This is a genomic window from Rhodococcus sp. ACPA1, from assembly GCF_002300195.1.
In the GTDB taxonomy this organism is placed as follows: domain Bacteria; phylum Actinomycetota; class Actinomycetes; order Mycobacteriales; family Mycobacteriaceae; genus Rhodococcus_F; species Rhodococcus_F opacus.
The window spans coordinates 215,257-241,636 of record NZ_NSDX01000014.1; the positions used below are offsets into that span (position 1 = coordinate 215,257).

Genomic DNA, 26,380 nt, shown 5'->3' on the forward strand with positions numbered 1-26,380 from the left:
TAGAACCAGTGTCGGCGGCCGCCGACGGCGCGGCCGGTGGCACCGCAAGTCAGGACGCGGTCGGCTCCATGCCCCGCGGGGAGACCGTGGTGGGCCTGCGCCGGGCGGCGAACTGCCGGAAATACGTCTCGGCGGCCGGGTCGGTGAGGGTCGGCAGCAGCAGTGTCCATCCGGTGGTGACCCGGTGCGTGGGGCTGTCGAGGGCGCCGGTCGCCGTGGCGAGCACCCGGGCCCCAAAGGCCAACTCCACCAGGACTTCGGCGAGCTCGTCCGGGTCGATGCCGGCACGCAGATCCCCCTCCTCGCCGGCCCGAAGGGCGAGGTTTCGGCAGTGCAGCGTCCAGGTCTCGAAGATGCTCGGCGCCCCGCGGTCGCCGCGGTAGTCGCCGATCTCGAAGAGCAACCGGAACGCGGCCCGCACCAGCGGATCGTCGCGGCCGTAGTCGGCGAGGACATAGGAGAGATCGATGAGGGTTTCCAATGCACGGGAATGGGTGGCCATCCGCTGTGCGCAGGCCCGCTCGAATCTTCGGAAGCCCTCGTCGATCACTGCGCGGGCAAGGTGCTCCTTCGTGGGGAAATGGAAAAACAGGCCGCCTTTGGTGGTGCTGGACTTCCCGGAGATCGCATTCAACGTCGCGTGCACATACCCGTGGCAGTCGAATTCTTCCGCCGCCCGCTGCAGTAACGCGCACCGGGTCAGGTGTGCCCGTCTCTGGGTCACGAGACCGGCTCTTCTCGCGTGCCCCCGTCGGTCAGTGGCGGCCGGCGACCGTGACGCTCAGCCACGTCAGAAACACCTCGACGGCAAGGCCGGAGTCGATTCGGGCGGTGCGGTCGCCGCCGCTCTGTCGTATCGCTGGGTGTCTTTCGCGTCGAAGTAGTCACCGCCCTTGCGTTTCGCGTCGTCGGTTCCCCAGTCCCGGTGGTGCGGAACGGGCTCCATGCGGGGAATGTGCTTGCGGCAGTGAATGTATGCCTCTTCGACCTCCACCATCACCCACCGCTGCGGGATTCGTCCCGGCGCGCAGTCGCCCGGTAGATCCGGGAGTTCGGAGCGCAGCACCTCGTCCTCGACGATCCGCGCCGCGCCGTTGATGTGCAGCCCGATCAGATCGTGGACGAAATCGACGAGCACGAGTCCGACGTGCGGGTTCTCGGCGATGTTGCCGAGACTGGCCATCACCCCGTTGCCTCGGTACTCGGGGTAGGCGAGGGTTTTGGGGTCGATCACGTGCAGGAATCCGGGTGCGCCGGCCCGCAGGCTGTTGTCACATTCGCCGGCCGCGTCCGCGGTGGCGACGAACGCGATCTCCTGGCGGCCGACGAAGTCGATCATGGCCGGAGTGAGATGGTCGAGCACCTGTTCGGCGTAGAACCGGACGGCACGCTCGACGGTGCCGTACCGATGCTGGAGGTCTCGTTCTCCGGCGCTACCGAGCTGCCTCATCTGTCTCTCCATTACGGTTCGGCATCATTGGCCGGTTCACCCTACGGGACCCACGCGGGTGCGTCGCGCCGCGCAACAACACCATGGGAGGGCTGCAACGCGGGCGATCCCGGGGCAGGCATCGGTCGGTGACCTGGGCGTACCGTGAATGGATGAAGACCAAATCCCCTCGAGACGAGCTTGCCCGCCGGCTGGCCGAGCGGGACGAGTTAGTGGTGGAAGTCCTCGAACTCGAGGGCCGGCTGGAGCGGGCCAAACGCCGCCTCGACGAGGTATCCGCCGAGATCGACTCGTCCGGGCACATCGAGTAACACTTCTCCGGGGCGTGCAGCACGACCGATGTGGGAGTGTGTACCGGCCACGCGCTCATGCTGGAGCGGACCGACGAGTTCAGCGCTCTCGTCCTGGGTTTCCTGCGGGAGCGCGGCTGCCCTGAGGTGGCCCGCAGGGCCGGGACCGGTCAACGGCCGGCCCGGGAGTTTCGCACGCCCTGCGCCCATCCCCTCCATCGCAACCGTCTTCCTCCTCAGCTGATCAATCTCGCCCCTCCACTGTCTACCGGGCCATCGCCGCGCCGAAGACGCACAACGCCCACCGATCGGACCCTGAGTGTCAGATCCACTCATCCCACCCATCCCCATCTCCGCTCAGGGCACGGCCAAGGAGATCGTCGACGCACCCCGGTGGCGTGAGCTTCCTCACATAACGGCCCGGTAACGGAAGGGCCACGGTTCGGCAATGCCCGCGTCTCGTCGCTACTAGCTGGGCATGGTCTCTGTGCCTCCAATGTGGTCCCGCAACAGGCGAAGACACTCCGCGTTATCAAATGGTGACACTGCGGCCTCGGCCCGTTACCGTCGTCACCGGCCGAGGAAACATCGGCCACATCCGGCCCGCCGCGCCAAACCTCGTCCCGCGGGTACCGGAGTCCCGACGAAGCATTCCAGGGACGAGGACGGGGGACCCAAAGTCCTCCAGGGAACGCAAGTTCTCAGACGGACACCGGCCCGAATGTGCCTCGCACACTCGGATCTTGGGGTGAAGCCAGACCCTCTCCAGCCAGGAGAGGCGAGGCCGGGCGACCTCTCAGCCCGAACCCGACAGCTGACCTCGCAGGCGCGTGTGGAGAGGATCTCGACCACTATGAGCGGACGCCATCGCAAGCCCACCACCACCGGCCGCACCGTCGCCAAGGTCGCCGTCACCGGCGCCATCATGGGCGTCGCCGGAGCAGCCTTCTCGGGCACCGCGAACGCGGCACCCGACTCCGACTGGGACCGCCTCGCGCAGTGCGAGTCCGGCGGAAACTGGGGAATCAACACCGGAAACGGCTTCCAGGGCGGACTCCAGTTCTCCCCGAGCACCTGGAACGCACACGGTGGAACCCAGTACGCGGCCACCGCCAACCAGGCCTCGCGTGAAGAGCAGATCGTCGTCGCCGAGAAGGTCCTCGACTCCCAGGGCTGGGGCGCATGGCCGTCCTGCTCCTCGAGCCTCGGCCTGAGCAGCGCACCCACCCAGCGCACCGCCCCCGCAACCGTGCCCGAGGCCCCCGCGGCGCCGGCACTCCCCGACCTCACGGGCGGCGTCCCCAGCACCAACGGCACCTCGCAGTACGCCGGCGCCGTCGACAGCGCGATCGAGGCCGTCAAGGCTCAGGGCATCGCGATCGATCCCCAGATCCTGCAGCTCATCGACGCAAACAAGGGACTGCTCCCGCAGTAATCCCCCGCAATTCACAGAAGAGGGGCCCTGCACCGATCCGGTGCAGGGCCCCTCTTCTGTCGTCGGGTCAGCGGTTGATCACGGTGTGCGGATGCGCATACGGCAGCGACTCCGCCGGTCGCCTGTCGACGCCGATGGATTCTTGGGCTGTCAGCCCGCGGATGAGCCTGGCGGTGGGGCCCGACCTGGAAGGGTCACGCACTGTTGCTTCGAGCACGCCGGTCAGATTTTCGGTTTCCCTTGACCGAGGCCCCGGGGCGGCCGTGTCTCTATGTCGTTGCTGGACCTGACCGAGTCAGCCCTCCCACGCGTTCCCGCGGCATCTTCCGTTCCAGCTCGCCGTCTCGACGAGCTGCAAAGTCAGAGGGAAGACTTGTCGGCGAAGGCATCGACACTGATGATCGTCAGTCCAGTGCTGGGGCAAGGTGCCGGCGCTGGCGATGTATAGACGAACAACGATCCCACTCTTGTTTTCCCACATGACCTGGGCTGTGGGTGGGAAACTGTGACCACTGGGCGGCGGTGTCCGGCCTCCTGACCGGAGAATCACCGAGTGGACGGAACACCCACCATGGACAGTTTCTTGGAGTTCTTCTGGTTCATCTTCGTCTTCTACTTGTTCGTGGCCTACCTGAGAGTGTTGTTCGCGATCATCACCGACCTGTTCCGGGACCACCAGATGTCCGGGTGGCTCAAGGCGCTGTGGCTGCTGTTCTTGTTCCTGATCCCGTTCCTGTCGGCGCTGATCTACCTGATCGTGCGCAATCAGGGCATGACCGAGCGGTCCGCGGCGGCCTTCGGGCAGATCAAACAGGCCCAGGACACCCATATCCGGGAGGTCGCGGGCAAGTCCCCGGCCCAGCAGATCGCCGACGCCAAAGCGCTGCTCGATTCGGGGGCGATCACCCCGCAGGAGTTCGAGACGCTCAAGAGCACAGCACTGACCTAGTCGCCGCGAACGCGGGGCGCGGGCGCAGGGCGTACCCCGGTGTCGGCGTCCGCCGCCTCGTGGCGGCCGGGTCAGTCGCCCGCCGCAACGCCACGGCCAGGCGGACGATGCAGGGATCTCTCCGGCCTGTACCGATCGGGTCCTCTGATCACGATGCGGCACGCACCCTCCCGGAACGGCACTCCGGACAGTTTGCGGGACAGAGACTTCCGGAACCGAAAACGGTGATCCTCGCCGGGCCGATCGCACCCCGGTGGGTGATGAGGGGTGCGATGATGAGATATGCGCCGCCATCGTTGGCCGGCCATCGCGCCGCCTGCAGATCGGGGTCTTCGCGTGCACGCGCCGATGCCGATCGCGGCCGAGACAGACCTGACCCTCGAACTGTCGACGGTCACTGCGTTCGCGTCCGGGTTGCTGCTGCAACTGGCGCTTCGGGTCACCGGGATCCGCGCCGACTTCGCCCGCTACGAAACCCGTTCCCTGACCGACCCGCACGACTGGTCGGCGCGGTGGTCCTATCTGACGGTGCTGGTCCGCGTCGACGACCGCGACGGACCCGCCGACGCGATTCACCGGAGCGAACCCCACTGCGGCGAATCCGGTCCGTATCGGACGACGCCGCTGTATTGGATCGGCGCCTACCCGCGGACCGGGTCGCTGACCGTCACCACCAGCTGGAGCGAGATCGGACTTCACCCCACCTCGATCATCGTTGCTCTCGGCCCCAGCCCGTTCCCTACCGCCTCCGAATCCGGTGCAGGAAGGTAGCGGTCACAGTCACAGCCACTGCCATACACCCGGCCGCATCACCGAGCCACCACCGGGGACCACCAACTCGTCCCGATCATCAGCGGGTACCCACCACCGCAGGTGCACCGAAGGGAATGCCTCGGCCCGAGCATCCAGAGTCGATCCCTGTCACCCGGCCGTGTACCGAGTGCGCGGTCTCCGCCGTGGAACCCCAGGTAATGGGACCCGAAACGTGTTCCTACCAGCCCGGCCGGGCGGACAATAAGTGGCATGGACGACCGCGAAGAACATGAGATAGATGTCGTCCGAACCCGACTGATCGAGCGCTACCGGGTGGCGAGCACACCCCGGTGAGCCGGGTCCACGAGTTCGATCAACTCGTCGTCTCCGCGCATTCGTTCATCGTCTGCCCCGCAACGGAGAAGGGTCAACACACGAAATGGCAACGACACGTGGTGTGGTCACCGGTTGATATCGGTGCCGCGCGACCTCATGTCGGTGAGATCGGTTCGAAGGGCCGGACTTCGTCGTCGCCGGGCCGGACTACCCCGGCCGATGATTCGGGAACTTCGTTCCACGCTCCTTCGAGGTCGCGGAGAGGCTCGGAGACCACGAAGCGAGTCTCCCCGCCCAGGCGGTGCAGGACCTCGACCTCGGGGTGCAGTGCGCGTAGCTTCGCGATCTCGGTGGAGAAGAACAGCGACCTCGACTGTCGCTCGCTCGAATAGCGGAAGATCCACACCGATTCGCCGTCGGTGGTCGCGACGGTCATCTGCACCGGATGCTCCACCCCGTGCGTGCGACCGACGTCTTCGACGAAGCCGACCGCACGGGCGACAGCACCGAACGGATCGTCGACGAGGCCGAACGTCAGGGCGAGGAAGAACAAGGTTTCGGAGTCCGTCGACCCCTCGATGTCGAGGAACAGCGCCGGGTCGACGGCCATCACCAACTCACGCCTGATCTCGTGAAAACCGCGCAGTGCGCCGTTGTGCACCCACAACCACTGCGCATGCCGGAAGGGGTGACAGTTGCTGCGCTGCACCGGTGTCCCGGTCGAAGCCCGCACGTGCGCGAGCAACATCCGCGTCCGCACCTGACCGGCGATCTCCCGCAGATTGCTGTCGTTCCAGGCCGGTTCGATGCTCTTGTACACCGCCGGTTCGGTGCCCTCGCCGTACCAGCCGATACCGAAGCCGTCACCATTCGTGGTCGTCGCTCCGAGACGTGAGTGCAGACTCTGGTCGATCAGCGAATGTTTAGGGCGGAACAACAGGTCTTCCGCGAGGATCGGCTCACCCGAGTACGCCATCCACCGGCACATACATCAATTCAAGCAGAGCCGAACCTGCCTGCGACAGCCCTGACAGGCACAGACCCCGAAGCCCGACCGTATGGTCACCGTCCTACGGCGAATCAACGACTCCGCATATCGGCATGGCCGTAGCGGTCTTGTCGTCACGGTCTTCGTCCTGGTCGACGCAGTCGAGTTCCCGTCGGCGAATTTCGTCGGTCCGGCATCCGGCGAACAGCCACACGCCGACCAGGGCACGGACCATCTCGCTCGGGTAAACCTGCCCCCTCGGCCGGTGCTTCGTCAAGGGGCACCGGGCGCATCTTCGCCCCTTACCGGCGGAGAACTGTGCACTCGGTCCAACCAGCGACGCCCGCCGCCTTTGCGCCTGGTGAAGTTGGGTACGTAGCGGTGACTCTCCAGCATTCGGCTCGAACAAAACCGCGGCCCAGTAATGTGAGGTGCATCACACTTCAAACTTCGGTGGACCTGTCGGGTCCCGGACAACCGCTCGGAAAGGGCAACAGCATGTCAGTCGTAGTTCGTCACCACGCACCGGGCATGACCAAAGATCAGTACTCGGCGATCGCGGAGGTCACCCTGGACGATCTCCAATCGGCGAAGGGATTCATCGCCCACTACGCCTTCCTCGAAGGTGACGGCCTCACCGTCTCCGAGATCTGGGACACCCAGGCCGATCACGACGCGTTCTTCGGCGAGCACATCAAGCCGAAGCTTCCCCAGGAGATCCCCACCCCGGCGGTGTTCGAGGTCCTGGGCGCCACCACCGCCAGGACCATGGTCGGGGGTGCCGCGCACACCGCCAGACATGCAGTCGAAGTGCTCGGGGGAGCAGCTGGAGGCGCGTGGTCCTGGACGCGCAGCAAACTGGGAGACCTAACGCACAGATCGGAGAAGGCCGAAGCCGGGACCGCGGTCGAACCCGCGGGCACGACCACCCCCGCGCCGCAGCCGGCACCGCCGGCAAAGGGAGCCGCCGCCAAGTCGACGTCTGCCAAGGCGGCGCCTGCACAGTCGACGCCGTCCACGGTGCCGCCCGCCACAAAAGACGCCCTCGGCAAGGCGAAGGCCAAGCCGGCGCCGTCCACCGGCAAGTCCGGCGGCACCTCCCCCTAGCGGTGCACTCCGATCACCACCGCAGTGCTCTCCCTCTCTGCTGCGATCGGCCCTCGCTGGGCAGAGGAGAATGGGCTGACCCTCGAAGGGGTTGGCATCACAGCTTCGGATATCTCTTCCGGGGCTCCGGCTCCTCCTATACGCGGGAGACACCCGCCCGAGCCCACAGTTGGTGTCCACAACGGGACCGCTTGCAGCGGCTAATCCGATGGGAGCAACGGTGTTCGAGAGGTTTACCGACCAAGCACGGCGCTCCGTCGTCCTGGCGTCCGAAGCGGCCCGGGCCCACCACCACGACTATCTCGGAACCGAGCACATCCTGCTGGGCCTGATCCGCGAACGTGACGGGGCAGCGGCGCGATCGCTGGAAGCGTTCGGCGTGTCGGCGGCCGTCATCGACGGCCGACTCACCACCGGTCAGGGCGAGCAGGCCCGATCCGGGCACCTCCCGTTCACCCGGCACGCCAAACAGGTCCTCGAACAGAGCCTGCACGAAACTTCGCTGCTCGGCCATGAGCGCATCGGCACCGAACAGATCCTCCTCGCCCTCATCGACGACGGCGAATCCACCGGCGCCCGGTTGCTCGGCGAGGTCCTCCCGGTGGACTTCGACCAACTGCGGCAGCACATCCTCCGCCAGGTCACCGAGCATCGGCTCACCGCAGAGCTGGGGTTGGGGCCGACACAGGTCACCAACGTCAGGTTGACCGACGCAGAACATGAGTTGTGCGTGGCCGCGGCCGCCAAGGCCGGCCAACGCATCGACGTGTGGATGCGGGAGCGGATCCTTGACGCGGCACGTGCCGGCGGCGCGAGTACCGAATAGGGCCTCTGCCTCGGGTGACACCGGGCGACAAGACGCCGCTACCCGTCCTCGGCACCATCCCCACTGCGGTGAGGCCGTGTCGGGACCTGCCCGGTAACGCGTCACCACAGCCCGTGCCGGCGGTTACGATCAGGCCATGGGACTGGGCGCCGCGGCGCAAGCGCTGCTACGGGCCACCTACCGGCTCGTTCGTTTCCCGTTCCACCTGGTCGACGACGTGGTGCTGCCGGTGATCTTCGACGAGCAGGCACCAGTGCGGCGAGCGTACGGGAGATTCCTCCTCGGCTGCGACGGCGCCGCGGCGTACCTCCTCGCCGACGACACGGCGGTGGTCCGTGCCGTCTTCCTCCGTGGACGCAGCGCAGCCTTCCACGATGCGATAACCCGCCATCCCAGTAGCCTCCACACCGAATCCGACGCCGTGATGATGCACCATCGGGCACGTTTTCGAGAGCGCCGCAGCGCTACCCACCCGCCCGGACACTCGACAACCCGCCCGCCGCGGTAACAGCCCCCGGGGACTGAGGCGTGTGACGGAAATCGTTGGATTCTCGACAAGTTGGAGGACTGGAGGATTGCACGCGTTCGACTCGCAAAGTTCCGTCGCGGATCGTGTCAGGGGGCGAGGGTGTATCCGCTTCCGGAGGTTTTGGAATCCGCGGACCGCGAATGGGCCGACTTCATGGCCGGACTCTCCGACGATGCGCTCGCCGCACACGAGGGTTGGGCCGTGCCCTACGGCCCCGATACTCCACTCACCGACCGACTGCAGGGCAGGGTCCCGGACTCGATCCTCAACAATGCCCGGTGGCCGAAAGTCGAAGACCGATTCCGGGAACTCGTCGACGCCGGAGCGGATCCCGCGATGCTCTCGAATACCCTCGCCGAACTCGACTGGGACAACGCCCGCTCCCCCAGCGGATACGCCGTCTGGGCCCTCGACGACGCCGACAACCGTGTGCGCGAAGAACGCAAAATGCTCGCCGGCGAATGGTTGCTCAACACCGACCCGGACGACCCCCGCCACCGTGCCGAGGCCGCCGAAATGCTCGGCCAGATCGACAACGACTTCGACGCACAACTCGGTCGCCGATTCCCCGGGCTGCTCGACCCCACCGCCACGATGCTCGAGCAGCGGGCAAGGAACGAGCTTGCCGGCGCCGACGCCACCGATGCACTCGCCGATCATCTCAACGCCGAACCCGACATCGACCGCAGCGACGTGCTGGCGTCCATCGCGCAACAAGCGATGGCCTGGCACGACAACGACGCCGACGACATCGAGGAACCGGTGGCGAACCTGTGGACGGAACTGTCCGCGTTCGCCTACTACGGACGATGACGACCAACTCGAAGCTCAACTACGCGGCACCGCGGCCGACGATCGCACCGAGGCCGACGAGGACCTCGCCAAAGCGGACGCCTTCGACTCCACCGTCGTCGCCGCGGCGCAGACACCGCTGACCGCACCGAAACGCTCCCCCAGTCGCGGCAGCGACCGCCGAGCGCCACGCAAAGCAGCCGCACCGGCCGCCCAGCGACACCAGAGCGTGCACCGCGGCCGAGGCCGCTGAAACCCTCCTATGGGGCCGGGGCGTTGCCGAACCCTCGACTGGAGCAAGCGAAACGTCGAACTTCAGTCCGAACCGGCAGCAATCGGCGCTCGTCCCATAAGCCGATCGGCTACATGCAGCAGGGTCGCTATCACCTGTCCTGTTGGATCGCTACTGTGCCAGGTGTGAGGGAACCGGTGCTGGATCGGCACGTCGACGTTGCACAGCTGTGGCAACTGGCCACTGAGGCGGCCCGGAAGGGCGAGAAGTGGGGGCAGCGCAAGAAGTCGGTGAGCGACGCCATGGTGACCTACTACGCCCAGCTGCGACGTGACAGACGCGGCGCGAAACGGTGGGTCGCCGAGGTCGTTGATCTCCTGGGATATTTCGATCTGTCAGCGGACTGGCGCGCAGTTGAGAAAGGCCTGCAAATACTCGACCAAGCTGACGGTGACGTCACCGGTGCCGGTGCAGAGCTACAGCGGCTGGAGGTCGTGCCGGCTTCCTCGACGAAGAACTCTCTCTTCAAGAGCTCCTAGTAGGGCGGAGTCAGGCGAACCGCTCGCGTTCGCGATCCCTCGTCGAGGACGTCACGCGTCATTGGAAGACCGACCAGATCGCCGCGACGGCGAGCGTGACGATGAGGGAGCCGGGGCTATAGCCTCGTTCGGCCTGGCCCAATAGGGGCTGGCTCTGTCAACTCGACCTGGCCCCACCGTGTCGGCTCGAGTTGGCCCCAGCCGACCCTTATCCGAGGAGCGTGGGCACGCCTGGGCTCCGGTGCACCGGTGGGCGGTCGCCCTCGACGATGGGCGTCTGGTCTTCGCCGACACCGACGACCTGACCACCGACCCCGGCACCCAGGGAACCGGGTAGATCGACCCTGGCAGGTGGAACAACCAACCACGGGCCGTGCCCCGGGGCCGCCTTGGTGAACGCCGTGTGAGACTGCGCCGGACCCCACATTTCTGTGTTGGTCGGCCCGGCCGTGCGACTGCACGGCCAACCCCGGCGAGTCCGGCACCGAGGAGGGCTAGCAAGGGCGACGACAAGCAGAAACCGGCCCCAGCAACAGCCCGAGAATGAGGGGGAGGACGAGGGCGACCGATGCCGTGCCGCTCAACCCGGACACCAGGCCCTAAACGCGGCTCGCATGGTGTAGGCGAGTGCGGCGTCGAGGGCACCCTGCGCGAGGCCGACTGCCTGCGCGCCGATGGTGGGACGGGTGTGGGACGACTGATCAGAATGTAGAAGAAAATTCGTGGACCGATCGGCGCAACATAGTGAGCCCCGCCGGCGATACACGACAGGGCGGGGGACCGATGGGGTTTCCGATCGCCAACTGCGGTGGGCGCCCGAGAAACACGGAAGTTCGAGTTGCCCGAATGAATATGTTCTGGATGGTCGAGGTCCTGGTGGCCACGCTGTGCGCGATTGCTGCGTCGTTCGCCGCGGCGGTGACCGCGGATGCGGTATCTCGACGTTCTCACGCGCGGGTGTCGGACCGAGCCGACACTGCCGCATCACCCTCGCCGACGGGGGTGCTCACCGCCCGGACGGCGCGCCGCGAGCGGGACTGGCACCGGGTCGCGATACGGGCGTGGGCGATCTGTGTCATCGCCTCCGTGATCGCGGTCGCGTCCGTCGGGCTGCTGATCATCGTGGGATAAGCCCTCGGCCCCGGCCGCCGAGCATTTACGCTCGGCAAATGGCGAAGAAGGTCCCCGCCGATGAGCGCCGCGCCCAACTTCGCCGAGGCGGCGTTGTGTTGTGCAACGCAACAGTGAGCACGCCTGAACGCCTGGTGCGAAGCTGAGCGGCGGGAGGCGAGTTGCCGACTCGGATTCCTGCAGGAAGCAGGATACTTTCAGAACCTCGCGGTGAAACGTGACGGGGCACTGGCCTGTGAGTTGACCGCGGGGTTTCCTTTCGTCTCGGCTGTGCACACGAGCCTGCACGACTCGTCGACGGCGCCGGAAACACTAATCGGTGTCTGTGGCGTGCTTCCGGTGCCGCGCGAGGAAACGAGCGCGGTGCCGCTCGAGGGTGGCCTCCGTATCGCGGAGGAGCTGCCGATGCCGGCGGGCACTGGCGTATCGCACAGCGGCACCGCGCTGCCGCAGCATCTGTGCGTGGGCAGCCGCGGACTGGTCGTCGAACAGAACCGCCGCGGCCTCGTCACACTCGATCAGCACCCACTCGTACGCCAGCCGGGCCGGGCCCGCGTCGTCGAAGAGCGCCGGCATCACCGTGTCGTCGAACAGTTGGAAGGGGACACGCGCGAGTCGGTACTGGAGGCGGCCGAGCGCTCGTGCCACGGCTGCGACTCCCATGGAATTCGATGGTAAGTGGTAGGACGTGCGTGCCGCATCAATTCGACTGCCTCACAGTCGGTCCATGTCCTTGTGAGGAGGTCTCCCTCAAGCACCCGATCAATCGCCGTTTCCGAAAGAGCCGGTCGGGTATTCCGTCCGAAGGACGAGGAGGTCTGCGTTTGCTTGTGCTGGTCGTGTCCGCCGGTGTGCGGGGCCGGGGGCACCGAAGGACCCCGGCCACCTCGCCGAAGAAACCGCCGATAACGGAGATATGTCAACCGAAACTTTGAAGTGATTGCGCGCCAGTGCTTCTGAATCACCACCAATGTACCGACGACGCCGGGCGCAGAGCCCGATCCCCGGCAAGTACGACCTGATACACAGTGGAGGCTGACCATGCAGATATTTCGGACAGCATTCTCAGGTTCGGGTCGTAGGGTCACGCAGATCATCCGGGTCGGCGATTTCCGGCTTCACTCGACACATCTGGTTCGACAGAGAGAATCCAATATCAGTTATCCGCACCGCGCCGGAACGTCACCGAGAACAGATAATCTTCGCCACGCAACTGCTGGCACGGCCTGGGTACTTTCGTTCGCCTACTTGTTGGCGGAGGTGTTCACCGCGGCGGCGTGGAGCACGCCTTACAGCTTCGCGCAGGACTCGATCAGCTCCCTGGGCGTGACGACCTGCGAAGTCGGATCCTGCTCACCGTTGCACGACCTCATGAATTCGACGTTCGTCGCGCTCGGGGTGCTCACCCTCCTCGGTGCACTGTTTCTTCATCGGCACATACGAAGTGGCCGGGAAAAGAAGTGGATACTCTCCCTTGCCGTGATCATCGCGGTCAGCACCGCTGCCACCGGACTGTTTCCGGCGAACGATGGAACGATCATCCACTGGTCGGCCGTGTTGCCGGGCTTCGTGGCGCGCCACGTGGTGCTCGTGCTGATCGCGTGGCATATGTGGCACGAGAAGCGGCTGGTCGCCCTGTGGTCCGCGCTGTGCGCACTCGTGGGCCTGGTCGGCGCCGGCCTCATGCTGGGTCAGGCGCTGCATTTCGGCCTGGGGGAGCGTCTCGCTCTCTACCCGTTGCCGATGTGGATGGCCGTGACCGGCATGGCGGTACTGATGGGGCTGGCACGCCGCACGGTGTTCCGCAACGTCGAGTTCTCGCTGCGCACTTTCCACCCGCGCACCGCCACCTCACGGCCGAGAAGGTCCGCGGTTACGGCACCTCGGTGCTCGATCGAATGGCAGCCACGAGCCAGTGGCGTGGACTCGGCCGAGACACGCGCGTAGCCGATTAGCATGTGTCGAAAATGCCTTTTGTAGAGGTTTTTCGACATGACTTCTCGACACAGGTTTTCGACGCCATTTGCCTACCAAACCCGTGGGTCAGAATCCGTACCCGCGGACCGTGAAATGGGTTCATTTACCGCGGTAGAGAAGCCCGCTCACGGCAGATCCGTCCGTGCTGCTCACCGCGACATCGTTGCTGGCCGCCACTCGAATTCGAGGTAGCGCCGGGAACGGGCACAGACCCGTCACACCCGCGGCGGGTCACCGAGCCGCACGCTGGGTGTGCTGGTGATCAGGATGAACCCAGGGGCGACCCCCGATCGGCACGGAAATTCGGAGGGCTCCTATCATCGGAGCTGCAGGTTGAGAGAGCAGCCCTGGTAATTCTTCGCCCCCGGCGGAACGAGTCCAGGATCGCCACACCCTGCGCCGGTTCCCCGGGCTGTCCGTCCGGAGGCCCCCTTCCCCATGGCATCGCTACCGTGCCCTGTTCCACCGACCGTGCACCCCGATGATCGGGACCCCCGGCGCACCGACCCCCATGGTCCCCTCGTCGCCGAGTGGGGTGCCCGGGCAGCATGCCGGGGCGTCGACGCGACGATCTTCTTCTCCCCCGACAAGGAACGCGGACTCGACCGCGCCCGCCGGGAAGCCGAAGCGAAGCGGCTCTGCGCGAGCTGCCCGGCGCTCACGCCCTGCCGCGACTACGCCCTGTCCGCTCCCGAACCGTATGGCACCTGGGGCGGGATGAGCGAGACCGAGCGACGCAGATACGCCCGCCAGCAGCGGCGCGCCGAAAGCCTGCAGTAGGCCCGTCGCGGTCCACGCTGGCGACCCGAGTGCGCCGGTCTACGGGCTCAGGGGTTCGCCGGTGACGAGGAAGATCACCCGGCGCCCGACCACGACGGTGTGGTCACCGAAACGTTCGTAGAAACGCCCCAGCAAGGTGACATCGACCGCGGCCGGGATGCTGCCGGGCCAGGCCGGGTCCTCGAGCAGGGTGAGCAGTTGCCGGTGCAGGTCGTCGAGTTCGTCGTCGCGTCTGCCGAGTTCGGCGGCCAGCTCGGGATCATGCGTGCGCAGGACCTGTTCGGCGAGGCCGGCCAGCGCGGTCGCCACCCGTCCCATCCGGTTCAGGATTTCTTCCGTCTCCCCGGAGGTGACGTGGTTCGGGTGCCGGCGGCGCACACTCTCGGCGACATGCTGCGCCAGGCCCCCCATTCGGCTCAGATCCGACACCAGATGCACCCCGGTGACGACCTGACGCAGGTCTCGGGCCACAGGGGCCTGCAACGCCAGCAACGCCATCGCCTGCTCCTCGCACGGACCGTGTAACCGCTCGATCTGCTCGGTGAGGTCGAAGACCCGCTCGGCCAGCGGAAGATCGGCCCGGACCAGGGCGTCGGTGGCCGACTCGATGGCTTCACCGGCCAGGTGGCACATCAGCGCCAGCCGATCGGTCAGGTCGTCGAGCTCTTCGTGGAACTTGATCCGCATCGGCGTCATCCTGGGGTATCCGCAGCGGCTGTCGACCTGCTGGGCGATCCGCACGGAAGATCGCTCGTCGATGACGGGTCCGGTCCGACCGTGATGCCGACCGGAATTACCGTGTGGGAGTGCCCGTACTGCGGAAGTTCCCGTCTCTCAGATCCTGATCCGGGTTCCACGTCGAGACAGCCCAGATGACGACGACGTCGAGGGCGATGATCAGCAGTGACCACGCCGGGTAGTAGGGCAGCCACAGGAAGTTCGCCAGGATCGAGAGCGCGGCGACGATGATGGCTGACACCCTCGCCCACCCGGCGCCGGTGAACAGGGCGAGGCCGACGATCGCGACGAGGGCGCCGAGGACGAGGTGGATCCAGCCCCAGGTGGTGAGGTCGAACTTGTAGACGTAGTCGATCCCGCGGACGAACACGTCGTCGTCGGCGACCGCGGCGATGCCCTGGCAGAACTGGATGAAGCCGACGGTGACCATGATGATGGCCGCGAACATCGACGTGCCGGCCGCGAAACTCTGTTTGGTCGAGGGGTACTCGGACGCTGGGCCCTCCCCCACGCTGCGATCGGACATGGCCGGTCCTCCCCGAAGCTTCGATGTGTCGGTACGACGATTGTCCGCCGCCGCGTGCTCCGTTCGGGGGAGAACCCGGATTCCGGCTGGAGGGGGCTGGGTGACGATCTTCGCCGGGTGACTGGGAATTGGGCCAGCTGGTTCGGTTGGTCGTCCTGGATTTGTTTGTTGTGCGGACTGGGATGTGTTGTGTGGTCACCGGCACGATGACTTCGAGTAGAGCGCGAGGAATCCCCGGCGACAGATCACCGCTGCTGCGTGATGGTGGCGGTGAGCTCTGGGGTGAGCTTCTCGGCGTCCGACCCCAGATGGCGGGCGGGGGCTTCGCATTCCCGATCCTGCGGTTTCAGAGCCTTCGGTGTTGTCGACGGATAGGATCCCACCCGCCCGGGTGCGGTGAACGGCCGCCGACACCGGTTCCCGCTCCTGTGCCTTGTCCCCTCATGGAACAGGTTAGGACAGGCGGGGTGAGCGACGGGCGAAGGCACCCCGCACACTGCGCACTCTCCGGCTGCTGATCACTGCCGGTGCCGCCGGTTCGGCGTGTGCGGTGGCGGGAAGTTCCGAGGTGCGGATCGGTTGCGGGGGCGCCGGTGCCCGGCGGTACGTGGCGTCGAGTGTGCGGGTGGTGGCCCGCTCGATCAGCAGGGGAACGAAGTCCCGGACGCGGCAGCCGTCGAACCGATCAAGCGCGGCCGCGATCAGATCCTCGACTATCTCGGGTTCGAGATCGGGGTAGCGCTGGACCAGCCGGGCGCGGACGACATCGAGGGCGTGTTTTTCGTTGTCGTCCATGAGAAGAATTGTCCTGCCCGGGCGCTCGGGCGGGGACACTTTTCGATATCACTTTTCACTGTGTTCGGCGTGGTGGATACGGCATCCTCGATGCAAGTCTGATATTGGCGACCGCGTCGCGTCCTGGTTCCGGCACCGCCTGTCGAACACCGGCAGTGTCGAATGCGGCTGGTGTTCGGGACCAAACACCCGCGGCCATCGTTGCGCCGGGTGAGGCGGCGGAGGGTGTGCGTCGGTGGCTGTTACCGTCCCGCACCGGATTCGGACGCGGTAGAAAAGGGGCTGGGGCCGAGAGCGACGATGATCGAGGTCCGGTGGAGTCCGATCTCGGTCCAGCTGGTGGTGACGGTCAGCGTCCCGGTCCGGGGGTAAGCGCCGATCCAGTACGACGGCGTCGCCCGGTAGGGCCCGGATTCCCCGGTGGGCGCTTCGCTTCGGTGGAGGGCGTCGGCGGGCCCGTCGAGATCGTCGGCGCGGACCTGCACGCTCAGATCGGACCACCGCGCCGACCAGTCGTTCGGGTCGGTCAGGGGACGGGTTTCGTAGCGGGCGAAGTCGGCGCGGATCCCGGTGACCCGCATCGCCAGTTGCAGCAGCAGCCCCGACGTGAACGCGGTGACCGCGGACAGTTCCAGTTCCAGGTCCTTCTCGGCAACGATCGGCGTCGGGGGGTGCACACGAAGCCCCCGATCTGCCGGTGGCGCGAGAGCCGGCCAACGATGGCGGCGCATACCCCCATCATCGCACCACGCACCGTTCCTCGGTGGTGGATCAGCTAGGGGACAAGAGGTTTCCGGTGGCCCACCCCACATCTTCGCGTGCCGTCTGGGCGCGCGCATCTCACCCCTGCCCCCACCGCGTTCACGACCGAAGATCGTCGAAAGTACCGGCGTCGAGTAGCGTCGATCGCGTGTGTCAGTGCCGGGCCGAGCGAGGGATCGCAGTCATGACCGCCCAGATCATCGCCGTGTCGATCGCGATGATCGCGATCGCCCACGCCGGGTAGTGGGCAGCCAGAGGAAGTTGACGACGATCGATGCGGCCGCGAGGGTGACTGCCAACGTTCGCGCCCACAGGCCACCGCGGAACAAGGCGGCGTGGTGGGTCGGTAGGTCGAGCACGGCGGTGAAGGAACCCGGTTACAGTGTCCGGTGTTGCCGATCGGCTCCGTTGCCGGTCGGCAGGATTTGGGTCACCGCCCAGGCGGCGGTGTAGTCGTCGTGCTCCTCGAGTTCCCGCCGGGACGTGGGTGAGCAGACGTGCGAGCAGCCCGCCCGCCGGGAGAAGCCGGGCCGAGTGCACGTCGATGCCGTGTCCACCCGTGGATCGGGGTGTCATGAGTCCGCCGGCGGTGCGCGCCGTGCCCGAAGGGTCAGGTGGTGAGCCGGGCTGCATCCTCGCGGGCACGCCGGGCGGCCTGCAACTCGAGCCCGTACAGCAGCCCGAAGGTGAACCCGTTCTCGCCGCCGGTGGACCCGGCGCGGGCCCCGAGGGTACGGAGGGTGCCGAGAGCGACCACGCTGTCCTGGTGCTCCCCGAGAACCTTCTGAACCGTCTTGTATTCGGCGATCCTCTTCTTGCCCTTCCTCTTCCCGACCAGCCCGCGGGTGAGCTCGGCGGCGTAGCGGGCGCGCTTCGCAGCCTTACGGGCGCGGTGCAGGGCCACGTCGCCGCCGTCGTCGAGGGCGACAGCCAACCTCTTGTCCGCCTTGCGGCGCGCCTTCCGGGCGGCCTTCTTCAGCACCCGGGCACCGGAGGTGGCGTCTTCGGTCAGCGGCGGGTCGGTGCGCCACCGCGCCAGCGCGGCGAGCACCGCCCGGTACCGGTCACCGTCGACGGTTTCCATCACCTCGGCCCGGTACCGGAGTTGCTCGGCGAGCAGATCATTCTCGATGCGGGCGGCGACCGGACCCAGCACCAGCTCCTCGGGCAGGTCGGTGACCGCGGCGGCGAACCGGGCGCGCTGGACCTGCCGATCCCGCACCTCACCGAGCACCCCCGCATACCAGGACAGCTCCTCGTCGAGCCGGGACCGGGCGGCGGGGTCCAGCATTTTCTTGAACACCCGCAGGGTGCTGCGGAACCGCCGGATGCCGACCCGGGTGGCATGGACCGGGTCCAACCCGCGGCGCAGCCACACGTCGCCGCCCACGATCGCCTGCACCTGGGTGTCGAGGTAGGCGGTCAAAAGCTTCCGGACCATCTCTGTGCCGGAGTTGTCGTCGGCGGGGCCCGGACCGTTCGGGCTCAGTGCTCGGGACAGTTTCGACGGGTACCGGGACGGGCGGGCGTCGTCCCGGGTCAGCCGTTTGCCGATGCTCCGGAGTAGTTTTCCGTCGCCGGTCTCGCCCAGTTCGACCTCCACCTCGCGCCACTCACTGGCGACCGCACCGTCCCCGGCCGCCGCGGCGGCCGCGGTGGCCCGGACCGTGTCGTCGGCGACCTCGGTGAGCAGGTTCCCATCCGGGTCGAGCATCCGGCGGCGGCGCCGGACTGTCGAGATCGTCGCCACCGGGTGCACCGGTTTGCCCAGGGCCACCCCCGAGATCAGGGTGGCCAGCTCGCCCGGTACCGAGTCGTCCGCGGTAAGCGGCACCCGGATTTCGGTGCGCGCCTTGCGGTCGGGGACCTTGAGCTGCCACCCTTCGTCGGTGTCGCCGGATCGGCGCCGCAACGTGACGTGCTGGCGGAGTAGGTCCCGGTCCGTGGTGTCGAAGTATTCGCTGTCGAGGGTGACGGTGTCGTCCTCGAGCCGACCGCCCGGCGGGACCAGGTCGTCCAGGTCCGGGACCGCGAAGTCGGCGCCGACGTCGTACTTGTCTTCCCGTTCCTGCTGCGCCGTGCTCATGGATCCAGATTGCCCGCCGGGCCCGGCGGTTAACCGTGATCTCGTGAAACCCGCGCAGTGCGCCGTTGTGCACCCACAACCACTGCCCATGCCGGAAGGGGTGATCGCACCATTCATCACCCATCGGGGCGCGATCGGATCGGCGAGAATCACCGTTTAGGGTGCGGAAGTCTTTGTCCCGCAAACTCTCCGGAGCGTCATTCCGGGAGGGCGCGTGCCGCATCGTCTCGACACCATCGGACGCATGACCGGGGAGAGCTGCTGCATCGTCTTCCTGGCGTTGCGGCAGGCGTCTGACCCGTGCGCCACGAGGTGGCGGACGCCGGCGCTGGGGTACGACTGCGCCCTCGAGCGTCTCGAACTCCTGGGGTGTGATCGTTTCCGAATCGAGCAGCGCCTTGGCGTCGGCGATCTGCTGGGCCGGGGATGTGCCCGCGACGTCCCGGATGTGGGTGTCCTGGGCCTGTTTGACCTGATGGAAGGCGGTCGCGGACCGTTCGGTCGTGCCCTGGTTTCGGCCCGCCGTGGTGGGAATCGGACACCGAGGGGATTGCTGCTGCGACGGTTCGAACCCCGCAACGCGTTCGGTATCCCGGTGCGGGTGAGCTGGTGATAGCTTCCCGAGCCGAACCGGATACCGGCGGCGGCCGTCGGGGGCATCATGAAGACATGGACGAGACCGTCCCCGGCTCACCCGGCGACCGCGACGGCGCACCGGGGGACCCTTCCGCTGCGGGAGACGTTTCGGCGGGCGCACGGTCGATGACGGTGCGCGGTGCCGCATTCCTCGGGGTCGGATCGATGGTCGGGGCGGGGATCTTCGCGCTCCTCGGCGAGGCCGGGGCGGTGGCCGGGGCGGCCGTGTGGCTCTCGTTCCTGCTCGCGGGGGTGGTGGCCACCTTGCAGGGGTACGCAGTGGCCAAGCTCGGTGCGCGGTATCCGTCCTCGGGTGGCATCGTGACGTTCCTGCTGCAGGCGTACGGCCGAGGACACATCACCGCCACCGCCTCGTGGCTGCTCTACTTCGCCGCCCTCATCGTCACCGCCATGGTCGCCGTCTCGTTCGGCAACTACGGTGCCGCACTGTTCTTCGACGACTCCACCGTGTGGAGCAAAATCCTCACCGCCGCCGTGATCGTGCTCGTGGCCGCCGTCAACATCGCCGGCACCACGCTCATCGACCGGGTCCAGACCGTGATCGTGCTGATCCTTCTCGCCGTCTTCGCCGTCTTCATCGCTGTCACCCTCGCCCAACTCGATCCCGCCCTGCTCGCCCCGTCCACCTACCCGCCGGCGGTGGACATCGTTTCGAGCGTGGCACTGACCTTCTTCGCCTATCTCGGGTTCACCGTCGTCAGCTTCACCGGCGGGGATCTGCCCGACCCGCACCGCAACCTGCCGCGCGCGATGTACCTGTCGCTGGCCATCACCGTCACCCTCTACATCCTGATCGCCGTCGGCGTCTTCGGAACCCTGCCGGTCGACGAGGTCATCGCCCACGGCGACACCGCCCTCGCGGTCGCCGCCAAACCCGCACTCGGCGATGCCGGCTTCGCGATCATGGCCCTCGCCGCCCTGCTCGCCACCTCGTCGTCGGTCAACGCCAACATCTATGCGGCGGTCGGCTCCACCGCGAAACTCGCCGAAACCGGCACCTTCCCACCAGTGTTCGGTCATCGAGCCCTCATCGGCGGAACCCGGGGACTGACCATCTCGGCCATGCTGATCCTGCTCCTTGCCCTGTTGGTCGACCTGACCGCCATCGCCTCCCTGGGCAGTGTCGTCGCGTTGGCGATCTTCCTCGTCACCTCGATCGGCGCCTTCCGGCTGCGCAAAGAGATTCGGGCCCGCACCGCGATCCTGGTCACCGGCATCGCGGCGACCGTGATCGTGCTCGTCGTCTTCGCGGTGCAGACCCTGCGCACCTCCCCGCAAACGTTCACAGCGATGGTGGCGGTTCTGGCTCTGGCGGTCGCCCTCGAGCTGATCTGGGATCGAATCCGCACCCGCCGCCGGGTGTGACCGCAGACCCAGACCAGCTCAGCGTTCACCTGCACCACCCCAGCACCGGCCGGCGCCGATCGACGCCGGCCGGTGCTCTCGGCTTCGAGACGTCCAGCCGCTGAACCGCTACCCGTCCGGTGACCTTCCCATTGCCGGGGCGCCGAAACTCACCCAGGACCAGATCGACCTCGCTCAACGCCTCTATGACGCCGGAGAACACACTGTCGCCCAGATCGCCAGCATCCTCGAAGTGCCCAGCACCACCGTCTGCTATCGGGTTCGGGCTGGTCAGCGAGTTCCGGTGAGGGGGCCGGCTTTCGGGACGAGCCGGTCAGCGTTCGGCTTGCGGGACGACCGGCTCACGCAGCTCAAGCGATGAGTTTCGGGGCGGAGGGAGGACGACGACAGTGTTGAGTGTCGGTTCCGGTCGCTGACCAGCGATGCCGCGCTGACGTTCTACACCGGGGTGCTGGGCTGCGAACTCCGCACCGACGTGGAGGTGTGGCCGGATGCACGGCTGGTCGAGGTCGTGCCCCGGGGTTCGAATGTCGCCCTGGTGCTCCTACCGCCCGACCGTGAGATCCCGGTGGTAATTCGGTTGGGCATCTCCGATGCTCAACCTGCCGTCGACAAGGTCCGTGAGGCTGGCGTGACGCTACACAATGAGGAGCTGGTCCGGATGGAAGGGGTGCCGGCGATGTTGTCCTTTACCGGCCCCGACGCTAACGGTCTGGTCTACTTTGAGGAGACGGACCAGAGCGAGCCTCGCTAAGCACGCCAGCCCCCGGCCAGCAGCGCGAAGGAGCAGAGCATGGCAGACCCCCGACCCCTGGACGTCACCTTCACCGCTCGGCTGGGCAAGGTCCGCCCCGGGGACACTTGGACGTGTGTGCAACTACCCGACTCAGCACGGATCTTCGGTACCCGTGGTCTGGTCAAGGTCGCCGGGACCGTCGACGCGCACCCGTTCACCGGAGCGTTCATGGCGCTGGGAGACGGCACCCACAAGCTGCCGGTGGCTGCTGCCATCCGCAAGACGATCGGCAAGAACGACGGTGACGAGGTCGAGGTCCACCTCACCGAACGACTGAACTGAACTCACCAGAGCCTTGACCGGATACCTTCTGGTCGGTGATGGTGATCGGAGGTGACCCCGAGTCGGCGGCCGTCGCGCCGCGGTTCCCCGATTACTCAGGGCCTAATGTGCACAGGTTGACCGAACCGACTCCCGACCGGGTATCTTCTGCCGTACGTCCGCGCTCTGCGGGTCGACCGGTCGACTTCTCGACCACCTGCTCTCGCACAGTGACGATCCCGCATTCACCTTCCCAGTAAGAGCTACTACCGCCTGGGTGTGGATGGTGCTCCCGTTGCGGTAGTCGAGAACGACGACACCGCCGTGATGCTCGGCGGCGTCCGCGCATCAGCCGAGGGCCCCGACCCGATACCCGTTGCTGCCGTACTGGTTGCCTCGACCGCAGCCCCGCGCACCTGGCTCGTCGCGTCGCTGGAGAGCGTGCGACGCATTGAACTCGCCCGCCACCCGAAGCGCCTTCTCGGGCCCTCCGGCAGAATCGCAGCTGCCACCGATAGCGACTTCCCACCGTGCGATTCAGCACGGTGTGATCACCACAACGCCGTCCCCGCCGAGCCGCTGCAGCACCAGATCGAGTTGGTGCCGCGAGACTTTCGCCCCAACCGCATGATCGACGGGGATGTTTTCGGGGGCCACGCCGGCGTGGCACAACACATCGACCTGGTGGTCGGGGGTCTCGTCTGGAAACCCGTGCGTGCCGATGAGCATGTGTCGACAATCCCCCGCGCAGGGTTTCTCGACACGACATTTCGACGGTCTTCACCCGGCGAATGGTCAGGGTGGGTGTCGAAAACGCGTATCTGGAGGGCAGGTGCTTTCGTGGCCGGCAAGACCACCTCGTGTGGCGGCCGTGGCTCGAGTTCCGCGGGCGCGGGGACGTCCGGTCAGCTGTCTGTGTTGGCGTAGAGCTGGAGGAAGCGGGCTTCGACGAGGGACATGGCCGCGATTTCGGTGGGGTCGACGCTTTCGTTGGGTGCGTGAATCAGGGCTTGTGGTTCCTCGACGCCCATCATGATGATTTCGGCGTCGGGGTAGGTGTCGGCGAGGACGTTGCACAGTGGGATCGACCCGCCCTGCCCGAGCAGTGCCATGGGCCGGCCGTACGCGTCCTGCATGGCGGCATCGAGGGCCCGGTAGGCCGGTCCGTCGGTGCGCGCTTGAAACGGTGCTCCGGACGCTTCCAGCTCGATGTCGACTGCGGTGCCCCACGGCGCGGCGGAGCGCAGGTGCTCGATCAGCGCCCGCTGCGCCTGTGCGGGTTCGAGTCCGGGTGGGATGCGTAGGTTCAGCCGGGCGCGCGCTCGGGGTGTGATCGCGGCCGCCGATCCGAGCACCGGCGGGCAGTCGATACCGAGGATGGTCAGCGCCGGGCGGGCCCAGAGCATGTCGGAGACGGTGCCGTCGCCGAGCAGCCGTGCGGTGTCGAGCAGGCCGGCGTCCACCCGGAATTGGTCGGGCGGGTACGGCTCCCCGGACCAGGTGTCGGTGTTGTCCAACCCGTCGACGGTGGTGTTGCCTGCGCTGTCGCGCAGGGACGCCAGCATGGCCACCAGGGCGGCGAGTGCATCCGGGGCGGCGCCACCGAACATGCCCGAGTGCACCTCGGAGGTGAGGGCGTGCACGGTGACCACGACATTGACCATGCCGCGGAGGCTGACCGTGGCAGCGGGCCGGCCGACGGCGGCGTTACCGGTGTCGCAGACGAGGATCGCGTCGGCGCGCAGCAGATCGGCGTGGTCGGGGACGAAGGCTTCCAGACCGCCGGTGCCCTGCTCCTCCGACCCTTCGACAACCAGCTTCAGGTGCACCGGCACCTCGTCGTCGAGGGCGCGCAGCGCCGTCAGGTGGGCGACGATGTTGCCCTTGCAGTCGGCGGCACCGCGCCCGTACCAGCGTCCGTCCTTCTCGGTGAGCTCGAACGGAGGACTCCGCCAGGCGGTCTCGTCCAATGGTGGCTGGACATCGTAGTGCGCGTAGAGCAGCACGGTGGGAGCCTGCGGGTTCGGGCAGTTCCTCGACCCCACCACCGCGAGGCTCCCGTCGGCGGTTTCTTGCAGATCGATGTCGGCGAAGCCGAGTTCGCTGAACTTCGCAGACACCCAGTCGGCGGCGCGCCGGCATTCTTCGGGAGGGTACTGGCGCGGGTCCGCCACCGATCTGATGGCGACGAGTTCGGCGAGTTCCTCCCGCACCTGCGGCATCAGACCGCTGATGCGCTCTCTCAGATCCATCGCCTACTCACCTGCCACGTCACTGGTCGCGAGGTCGCCGACGAACTTCTGGAATTCGGGTAGCTTCTCGGGGCAGTAGATCTCGATGATCAACTGTTCCCCTTGGACCACCCGGTCGTCCACGACGACCGGCCGGGTGCCCGGTCCGCCGGCTCCATTGACCATCTGGGTGAGCAACGTGGCCCGGGCCAGGGGCGCATTCGGGTTGGCGCAGATCGCCCCGCCGTCGTCCCCGAGCACCCCGACGATCTGGTCGTGCGACGGTGTGCGGGCACCAGCCTGGTCGAGGGCCGCGATGAGCTGATCCGCCTTGGCCTCGGCTTCTCGGTTCGACGAGACATAGGGAAACAGGAGCAGGGCGATGACCGTGAGGATCACGATGATGAAGGTGACGAGACCGTAGATGATCATGCGGTCGCGTCGGGTCGAGGCTTCCGATCCGGTGGTCATGACGAGCTCACCTCCGGTTGACCTGGTTGCTTCCAGGAGGGTTTACGCATCCGGTAGAACAGGAACGGCACCAAAAGCCCGAGGCCGAGTGCGCCGGCGGCGACGACCAGGAAGTACACCCCGGCGTTTCCGCCCCCGAACTGCGAGGGTGGGACGAACCCGATCAGCAACGCCGCCAGGGACGCGGCGAAGCCGACCCCGCAGAGCCCGACGAGCATCGGGGCCCGGTACCCGCGCGGGTGGTCGGGGAACTTGCGGCGCAGCCGCACCGCGGCGACGAACATCAACAGGTACATGATCAGATACACCTGGGTGGTGATCACCGAGAAGATCCAATACGCGCTCGACACATCCGGGATGAACGCATACAGCAGCGCGATCACGGTGGTGACCAGCCCCTGCGTGACGAGAATGTTCTGCTGGACGCCTTGCTTGTTCACCCGCTGCAGGAACGGTGGCAGATACCCTTCCTGGCGGGAGATCAGCAGCAGACCCTTGGACGGTCCGGCCAGCCAGGTCAACATGCCGCCGAGAGATGCTGCCACGAGCATGATTCCGATGATCGGGGTCAGCCATTGCCAACCGAACTGGGCGAACACGGCGTCGAACGCCTGCATCACCCCGGCGGTCAGGGAGAGCTGTTCGGCCGGCACCACCCAGCTGATCGCCAGCGCGGGCAGGATGAAAATCAACAGCACCAGCCCCATCGCGAAGAACATCGACCGGGGAAACTCCTTGGCCGGGTTACGCAGGGAGGAGACGTGCACCGCGTTCATCTCCATCCCGGAGTAGGACAGGAAATTGTTGACGATCAGCACCAGGCTGGCGATCCCCGCCCAGGCGGGCAGGAGATTATCGGCGGTCATCGGGGCCGCCGAGGGGTTGCCCTGCCCGAGGAAGACCATGCCGAGGATGACCAACAGCGCACCGGGGATCAGGGTGCCGATGATCAGGCCGCCGCTGGCCAGGCCCGCGACACCCTTGGTGCCACGTGCGGAGATGAAGACCCCGGACCAGTAGGCGACCATGATGACCAGGGCGGTCCATACTCCGTTGCTGGCCAGGTCGGGGTTGATGACGTAGGCCAGGGTGCTGGCGACGTAGCCGAGCAGGCTCGGGTAATAGAAGATCGTCATGGCGAACTGGCACCATACGGCCAGGAACCCCATCGGCTTGGAGATGCCAAGGGCAACCCAGTTGTAGACGCCGCCTTCCCACCCCGAGGCCAGCTCCGCCGAGACGAGGGAGGTGGGCAACAGGAACACGATCGCGGGGATCAGGTAGAGGAAGACACACGCGAGGCCGTAGACGGCCATCGTCGGGGACGGTCGCAGGCTGGCCACCGAACTGGTGGTCATCAGTGCCAGTGCGATCCAGGAAATCCAGGACGCGGCAGGTGCTCGGGTACGCGCCGCCGCCTCGGCGGGAGGCTGGTCGACGGGCCCGTCCACCGTGCTCATGACATCCACCCCCGCCCGCGCCGACGGAACCTGACGGGAGTGTCCGTGCGATCGATCATGGCCCTTGCCTCTCCTTCGATGACGGCACTGCGGGGTGCGAGAAGGGTTGTGCCTCGAT

Annotated in this window: 30 protein-coding genes and 1 riboswitch; of the genes, 16 read left to right on the plus strand and 14 right to left on the minus strand. The window is 66.9% G+C overall.

The window, feature by feature from the left end:
• Window positions 1-49 precede the first annotated feature (49 nt).
• The gene (locus CJ177_RS43905) at window positions 50-724 is read right to left on the minus strand and encodes a ScbR family autoregulator-binding transcription factor (protein WP_179443456.1); all 675 of its coding nucleotides are present in this window, start codon (window positions 722-724) and stop codon (window positions 50-52) included.
• Between the two features lie 66 nt (window positions 725-790).
• On the minus strand, window positions 791-1,450 hold the full coding sequence (locus CJ177_RS43910) for a pyridoxamine 5'-phosphate oxidase family protein (RefSeq protein ID WP_095870869.1): 660 nt from the start codon (window positions 1,448-1,450) through the stop codon (window positions 791-793).
• Window positions 1,451-1,602: 152 nt separating this feature from the next.
• Between CJ177_RS43910 and CJ177_RS47820 the strand changes: the two genes are divergently transcribed.
• The 4 genes from CJ177_RS47820 (at window position 1,603) to CJ177_RS43925 (ending at window position 4,895) form a co-directional block, all read left to right on the plus strand.
• Window positions 1,603-1,761, plus strand: coding sequence for a hypothetical protein (locus CJ177_RS47820; RefSeq protein ID WP_166680860.1), 159 nt, complete (start codon window positions 1,603-1,605; stop codon window positions 1,759-1,761).
• A gap of 610 nt (window positions 1,762-2,371) precedes the next feature.
• Window positions 2,372-2,585: riboswitch (cyclic di-AMP (ydaO/yuaA leader) on the plus strand.
• An 8-nt stretch (window positions 2,586-2,593) separates the two neighbouring features.
• The gene (locus CJ177_RS43915) at window positions 2,594-3,175 is read left to right on the plus strand and encodes a transglycosylase family protein (RefSeq protein WP_005570332.1); all 582 of its coding nucleotides are present in this window, start codon (window positions 2,594-2,596) and stop codon (window positions 3,173-3,175) included.
• Window positions 3,176-3,746: 571 nt separating this feature from the next.
• Window positions 3,747-4,124 (plus strand): SHOCT domain-containing protein, encoded by a 378-nt coding sequence (locus CJ177_RS43920; protein WP_095870870.1) that lies wholly within the window; start codon window positions 3,747-3,749, stop codon window positions 4,122-4,124.
• Window positions 4,125-4,406: 282 nt separating this feature from the next.
• Window positions 4,407-4,895 (plus strand): hypothetical protein, encoded by a 489-nt coding sequence (locus CJ177_RS43925; protein WP_095870871.1) that lies wholly within the window; start codon window positions 4,407-4,409, stop codon window positions 4,893-4,895.
• 472 nt (window positions 4,896-5,367) lie between these two features.
• On the opposite strand, the gene CJ177_RS43930 is transcribed toward CJ177_RS43925, so the two are convergent.
• A complete protein-coding gene (locus CJ177_RS43930; RefSeq protein ID WP_095870872.1) occupies window positions 5,368-6,189 on the minus strand; it encodes a class II glutamine amidotransferase in 822 nt (273 codons plus the stop codon).
• Window positions 6,190-6,699: 510 nt separating this feature from the next.
• Between CJ177_RS43930 and CJ177_RS43940 the strand changes: the two genes are divergently transcribed.
• The 6 genes from CJ177_RS43940 (at window position 6,700) to CJ177_RS43970 (ending at window position 11,357) form a co-directional block, all read left to right on the plus strand.
• Window positions 6,700-7,308, plus strand: coding sequence for a hypothetical protein (locus tag CJ177_RS43940; RefSeq protein WP_095870992.1), 609 nt, complete (start codon window positions 6,700-6,702; stop codon window positions 7,306-7,308).
• A 220-nt stretch (window positions 7,309-7,528) separates the two neighbouring features.
• Window positions 7,529-8,134, plus strand: a complete 606-nt coding sequence (locus tag CJ177_RS43945; RefSeq protein WP_257015017.1) for a Clp protease N-terminal domain-containing protein — start codon at window positions 7,529-7,531, stop codon at window positions 8,132-8,134.
• A gap of 136 nt (window positions 8,135-8,270) precedes the next feature.
• A complete protein-coding gene (locus CJ177_RS43950; protein ID WP_095870875.1) occupies window positions 8,271-8,642 on the plus strand; it encodes a hypothetical protein in 372 nt (123 codons plus the stop codon).
• A gap of 120 nt (window positions 8,643-8,762) precedes the next feature.
• Window positions 8,763-9,476, plus strand: a complete 714-nt coding sequence (locus tag CJ177_RS43955) for a hypothetical protein (protein ID WP_095870876.1) — start codon at window positions 8,763-8,765, stop codon at window positions 9,474-9,476.
• A gap of 396 nt (window positions 9,477-9,872) precedes the next feature.
• A complete protein-coding gene (locus tag CJ177_RS43965; RefSeq protein ID WP_095870878.1) occupies window positions 9,873-10,226 on the plus strand; it encodes a hypothetical protein in 354 nt (117 codons plus the stop codon).
• An 846-nt stretch (window positions 10,227-11,072) separates the two neighbouring features.
• Window positions 11,073-11,357, plus strand: coding sequence for a hypothetical protein (locus CJ177_RS43970; protein ID WP_061043476.1), 285 nt, complete (start codon window positions 11,073-11,075; stop codon window positions 11,355-11,357).
• Between the two features lie 312 nt (window positions 11,358-11,669).
• Here CJ177_RS43970 and CJ177_RS43975 read toward each other — a convergent pair whose 3' ends face one another.
• Window positions 11,670-12,020: a hypothetical protein gene (locus tag CJ177_RS43975; RefSeq protein WP_143548817.1), complete on the minus strand. Its 351-nt coding sequence runs from the start codon at window positions 12,018-12,020 to the stop codon at window positions 11,670-11,672.
• 585 nt (window positions 12,021-12,605) lie between these two features.
• Here CJ177_RS43975 and CJ177_RS43980 point away from each other — a divergent pair.
• Window positions 12,606-13,304, plus strand: a complete 699-nt coding sequence (locus CJ177_RS43980) for a DUF998 domain-containing protein (RefSeq protein ID WP_257015018.1) — start codon at window positions 12,606-12,608, stop codon at window positions 13,302-13,304.
• Window positions 13,305-13,772: 468 nt separating this feature from the next.
• On the plus strand, window positions 13,773-14,114 hold the full coding sequence (locus CJ177_RS43985) for a WhiB family transcriptional regulator (protein ID WP_257015019.1): 342 nt from the start codon (window positions 13,773-13,775) through the stop codon (window positions 14,112-14,114).
• A 39-nt stretch (window positions 14,115-14,153) separates the two neighbouring features.
• On the opposite strand, the gene phoU is transcribed toward CJ177_RS43985, so the two are convergent.
• From phoU to CJ177_RS44020, 6 genes are all read right to left on the minus strand, one after another.
• Window positions 14,154-14,801: a phosphate signaling complex protein PhoU gene (gene phoU / locus CJ177_RS43990; protein ID WP_095870993.1), complete on the minus strand. Its 648-nt coding sequence runs from the start codon at window positions 14,799-14,801 to the stop codon at window positions 14,154-14,156.
• A 106-nt stretch (window positions 14,802-14,907) separates the two neighbouring features.
• A complete protein-coding gene (locus tag CJ177_RS43995) occupies window positions 14,908-15,378 on the minus strand; it encodes a hypothetical protein (RefSeq protein ID WP_373560088.1) in 471 nt (156 codons plus the stop codon).
• A gap of 453 nt (window positions 15,379-15,831) precedes the next feature.
• Window positions 15,832-16,173 carry a three-helix bundle dimerization domain-containing protein gene (locus CJ177_RS44000; RefSeq protein WP_095870881.1) on the minus strand — a complete coding sequence of 114 codons (342 nt, stop codon included), beginning with the start codon at window positions 16,171-16,173 and terminating at the stop codon, window positions 15,832-15,834.
• Window positions 16,174-16,415: 242 nt separating this feature from the next.
• Complete coding sequence (locus tag CJ177_RS44005) at window positions 16,416-16,904, minus strand: hypothetical protein (protein ID WP_095870882.1); 489 nt, start codon at window positions 16,902-16,904, stop codon at window positions 16,416-16,418.
• A 408-nt stretch (window positions 16,905-17,312) separates the two neighbouring features.
• The gene (locus CJ177_RS44015; protein ID WP_095870883.1) at window positions 17,313-17,492 is read right to left on the minus strand and encodes a hypothetical protein; all 180 of its coding nucleotides are present in this window, start codon (window positions 17,490-17,492) and stop codon (window positions 17,313-17,315) included.
• Between the two features lie 53 nt (window positions 17,493-17,545).
• The gene (locus CJ177_RS44020; protein ID WP_095870884.1) at window positions 17,546-19,021 is read right to left on the minus strand and encodes a CYTH and CHAD domain-containing protein; all 1,476 of its coding nucleotides are present in this window, start codon (window positions 19,019-19,021) and stop codon (window positions 17,546-17,548) included.
• A 214-nt stretch (window positions 19,022-19,235) separates the two neighbouring features.
• Here CJ177_RS44020 and CJ177_RS47160 point away from each other — a divergent pair, with 214 nt between their 5' ends.
• The 4 genes from CJ177_RS47160 to CJ177_RS44040 all read left to right on the plus strand — a co-directional run bounded on the left by CJ177_RS47160 (window position 19,236) and on the right by CJ177_RS44040 (window position 22,121).
• The gene (locus CJ177_RS47160; protein ID WP_218835198.1) at window positions 19,236-19,634 is read left to right on the plus strand and encodes a hypothetical protein; all 399 of its coding nucleotides are present in this window, start codon (window positions 19,236-19,238) and stop codon (window positions 19,632-19,634) included.
• A 56-nt stretch (window positions 19,635-19,690) separates the two neighbouring features.
• Complete coding sequence (locus tag CJ177_RS44030) at window positions 19,691-21,043, plus strand: APC family permease (protein ID WP_095870885.1); 1,353 nt, start codon at window positions 19,691-19,693, stop codon at window positions 21,041-21,043.
• Between the two features lie 448 nt (window positions 21,044-21,491).
• Window positions 21,492-21,797: a glyoxalase gene (locus tag CJ177_RS44035; RefSeq protein ID WP_218835199.1), complete on the plus strand. Its 306-nt coding sequence runs from the start codon at window positions 21,492-21,494 to the stop codon at window positions 21,795-21,797.
• Between the two features lie 39 nt (window positions 21,798-21,836).
• Window positions 21,837-22,121 (plus strand): DUF1905 domain-containing protein, encoded by a 285-nt coding sequence (locus CJ177_RS44040; protein WP_095870886.1) that lies wholly within the window; start codon window positions 21,837-21,839, stop codon window positions 22,119-22,121.
• Between the two features lie 516 nt (window positions 22,122-22,637).
• Here the strand turns inward: CJ177_RS44040 and CJ177_RS47825 are convergent.
• From CJ177_RS47825 to CJ177_RS44065, 4 genes are all read right to left on the minus strand, one after another.
• Entirely contained in the window at window positions 22,638-22,829 is a 192-nt protein-coding gene (locus CJ177_RS47825; protein WP_179443457.1) for a hypothetical protein, read from the minus strand.
• Window positions 22,830-23,005: 176 nt separating this feature from the next.
• A complete protein-coding gene (locus CJ177_RS44055; RefSeq protein WP_095870887.1) occupies window positions 23,006-24,352 on the minus strand; it encodes a dipeptidase in 1,347 nt (448 codons plus the stop codon).
• 3 nt (window positions 24,353-24,355) lie between these two features.
• A complete protein-coding gene (locus tag CJ177_RS44060) occupies window positions 24,356-24,802 on the minus strand; it encodes a hypothetical protein (RefSeq protein ID WP_095870888.1) in 447 nt (148 codons plus the stop codon).
• A complete protein-coding gene (locus tag CJ177_RS44065) occupies window positions 24,799-26,262 on the minus strand; it encodes an APC family permease (RefSeq protein WP_095870889.1) in 1,464 nt (487 codons plus the stop codon). Before CJ177_RS44065 ends, CJ177_RS44060 begins: the two co-directional genes overlap by 4 nt.
• Window positions 26,263-26,380 lie beyond the last annotated feature (118 nt).

Excerpts from the sequence above, each read along its gene's own strand:
- CJ177_RS43995 (WP_373560088.1), bottom strand. The coding sequence starts at position 15,378 with ATGTCCGATCGCAGCGTGGGGGAGGGCCCAGCGTCCGAGTACCCCTCG.
- CJ177_RS43950 (WP_095870875.1), top strand. The coding sequence starts at position 8,271 with ATGGGACTGGGCGCCGCGGCGCAAGCGCTGCTACGGGCCACCTACCGG.
- CJ177_RS43920 (WP_095870870.1), top strand. The coding sequence starts at position 3,747 with ATGGACAGTTTCTTGGAGTTCTTCTGGTTCATCTTCGTCTTCTACTTG.
- CJ177_RS44065 (WP_095870889.1), bottom strand. The coding sequence starts at position 26,262 with ATGAGCACGGTGGACGGGCCCGTCGACCAGCCTCCCGCCGAGGCGGCG.
- CJ177_RS44005 (WP_095870882.1), bottom strand. The coding sequence starts at position 16,904 with ATGCGCCGCCATCGTTGGCCGGCTCTCGCGCCACCGGCAGATCGGGGG.
- CJ177_RS44055 (WP_095870887.1), bottom strand. The coding sequence starts at position 24,352 with ATGGATCTGAGAGAGCGCATCAGCGGTCTGATGCCGCAGGTGCGGGAG.
- CJ177_RS43925 (WP_095870871.1), top strand. The coding sequence starts at position 4,407 with ATGCGCCGCCATCGTTGGCCGGCCATCGCGCCGCCTGCAGATCGGGGT.
- CJ177_RS47820 (WP_166680860.1), top strand. The coding sequence starts at position 1,603 with ATGAAGACCAAATCCCCTCGAGACGAGCTTGCCCGCCGGCTGGCCGAG.
- CJ177_RS47825 (WP_179443457.1), bottom strand. The coding sequence starts at position 22,829 with ATGCTCATCGGCACGCACGGGTTTCCAGACGAGACCCCCGACCACCAG.
- CJ177_RS43930 (WP_095870872.1), bottom strand. The coding sequence starts at position 6,189 with ATGGCGTACTCGGGTGAGCCGATCCTCGCGGAAGACCTGTTGTTCCGC.
- CJ177_RS43985 (WP_257015019.1), top strand. The coding sequence starts at position 13,773 with ATGGCATCGCTACCGTGCCCTGTTCCACCGACCGTGCACCCCGATGAT.
- CJ177_RS43970 (WP_061043476.1), top strand. The coding sequence starts at position 11,073 with ATGAATATGTTCTGGATGGTCGAGGTCCTGGTGGCCACGCTGTGCGCG.
- CJ177_RS43910 (WP_095870869.1), bottom strand. The coding sequence starts at position 1,450 with ATGAGGCAGCTCGGTAGCGCCGGAGAACGAGACCTCCAGCATCGGTAC.
- CJ177_RS44040 (WP_095870886.1), top strand. The coding sequence starts at position 21,837 with ATGGCAGACCCCCGACCCCTGGACGTCACCTTCACCGCTCGGCTGGGC.
- CJ177_RS43915 (WP_005570332.1), top strand. The coding sequence starts at position 2,594 with ATGAGCGGACGCCATCGCAAGCCCACCACCACCGGCCGCACCGTCGCC.
- phoU (WP_095870993.1), bottom strand. The coding sequence starts at position 14,801 with ATGCGGATCAAGTTCCACGAAGAGCTCGACGACCTGACCGATCGGCTG.
- CJ177_RS44060 (WP_095870888.1), bottom strand. The coding sequence starts at position 24,802 with ATGACCACCGGATCGGAAGCCTCGACCCGACGCGACCGCATGATCATC.
- CJ177_RS44000 (WP_095870881.1), bottom strand. The coding sequence starts at position 16,173 with ATGGACGACAACGAAAAACACGCCCTCGATGTCGTCCGCGCCCGGCTG.
- CJ177_RS44020 (WP_095870884.1), bottom strand. The coding sequence starts at position 19,021 with ATGAGCACGGCGCAGCAGGAACGGGAAGACAAGTACGACGTCGGCGCC.
- CJ177_RS44030 (WP_095870885.1), top strand. The coding sequence starts at position 19,691 with ATGGACGAGACCGTCCCCGGCTCACCCGGCGACCGCGACGGCGCACCG.
- CJ177_RS43975 (WP_143548817.1), bottom strand. The coding sequence starts at position 12,020 with ATGGGAGTCGCAGCCGTGGCACGAGCGCTCGGCCGCCTCCAGTACCGA.
- CJ177_RS43940 (WP_095870992.1), top strand. The coding sequence starts at position 6,700 with ATGTCAGTCGTAGTTCGTCACCACGCACCGGGCATGACCAAAGATCAG.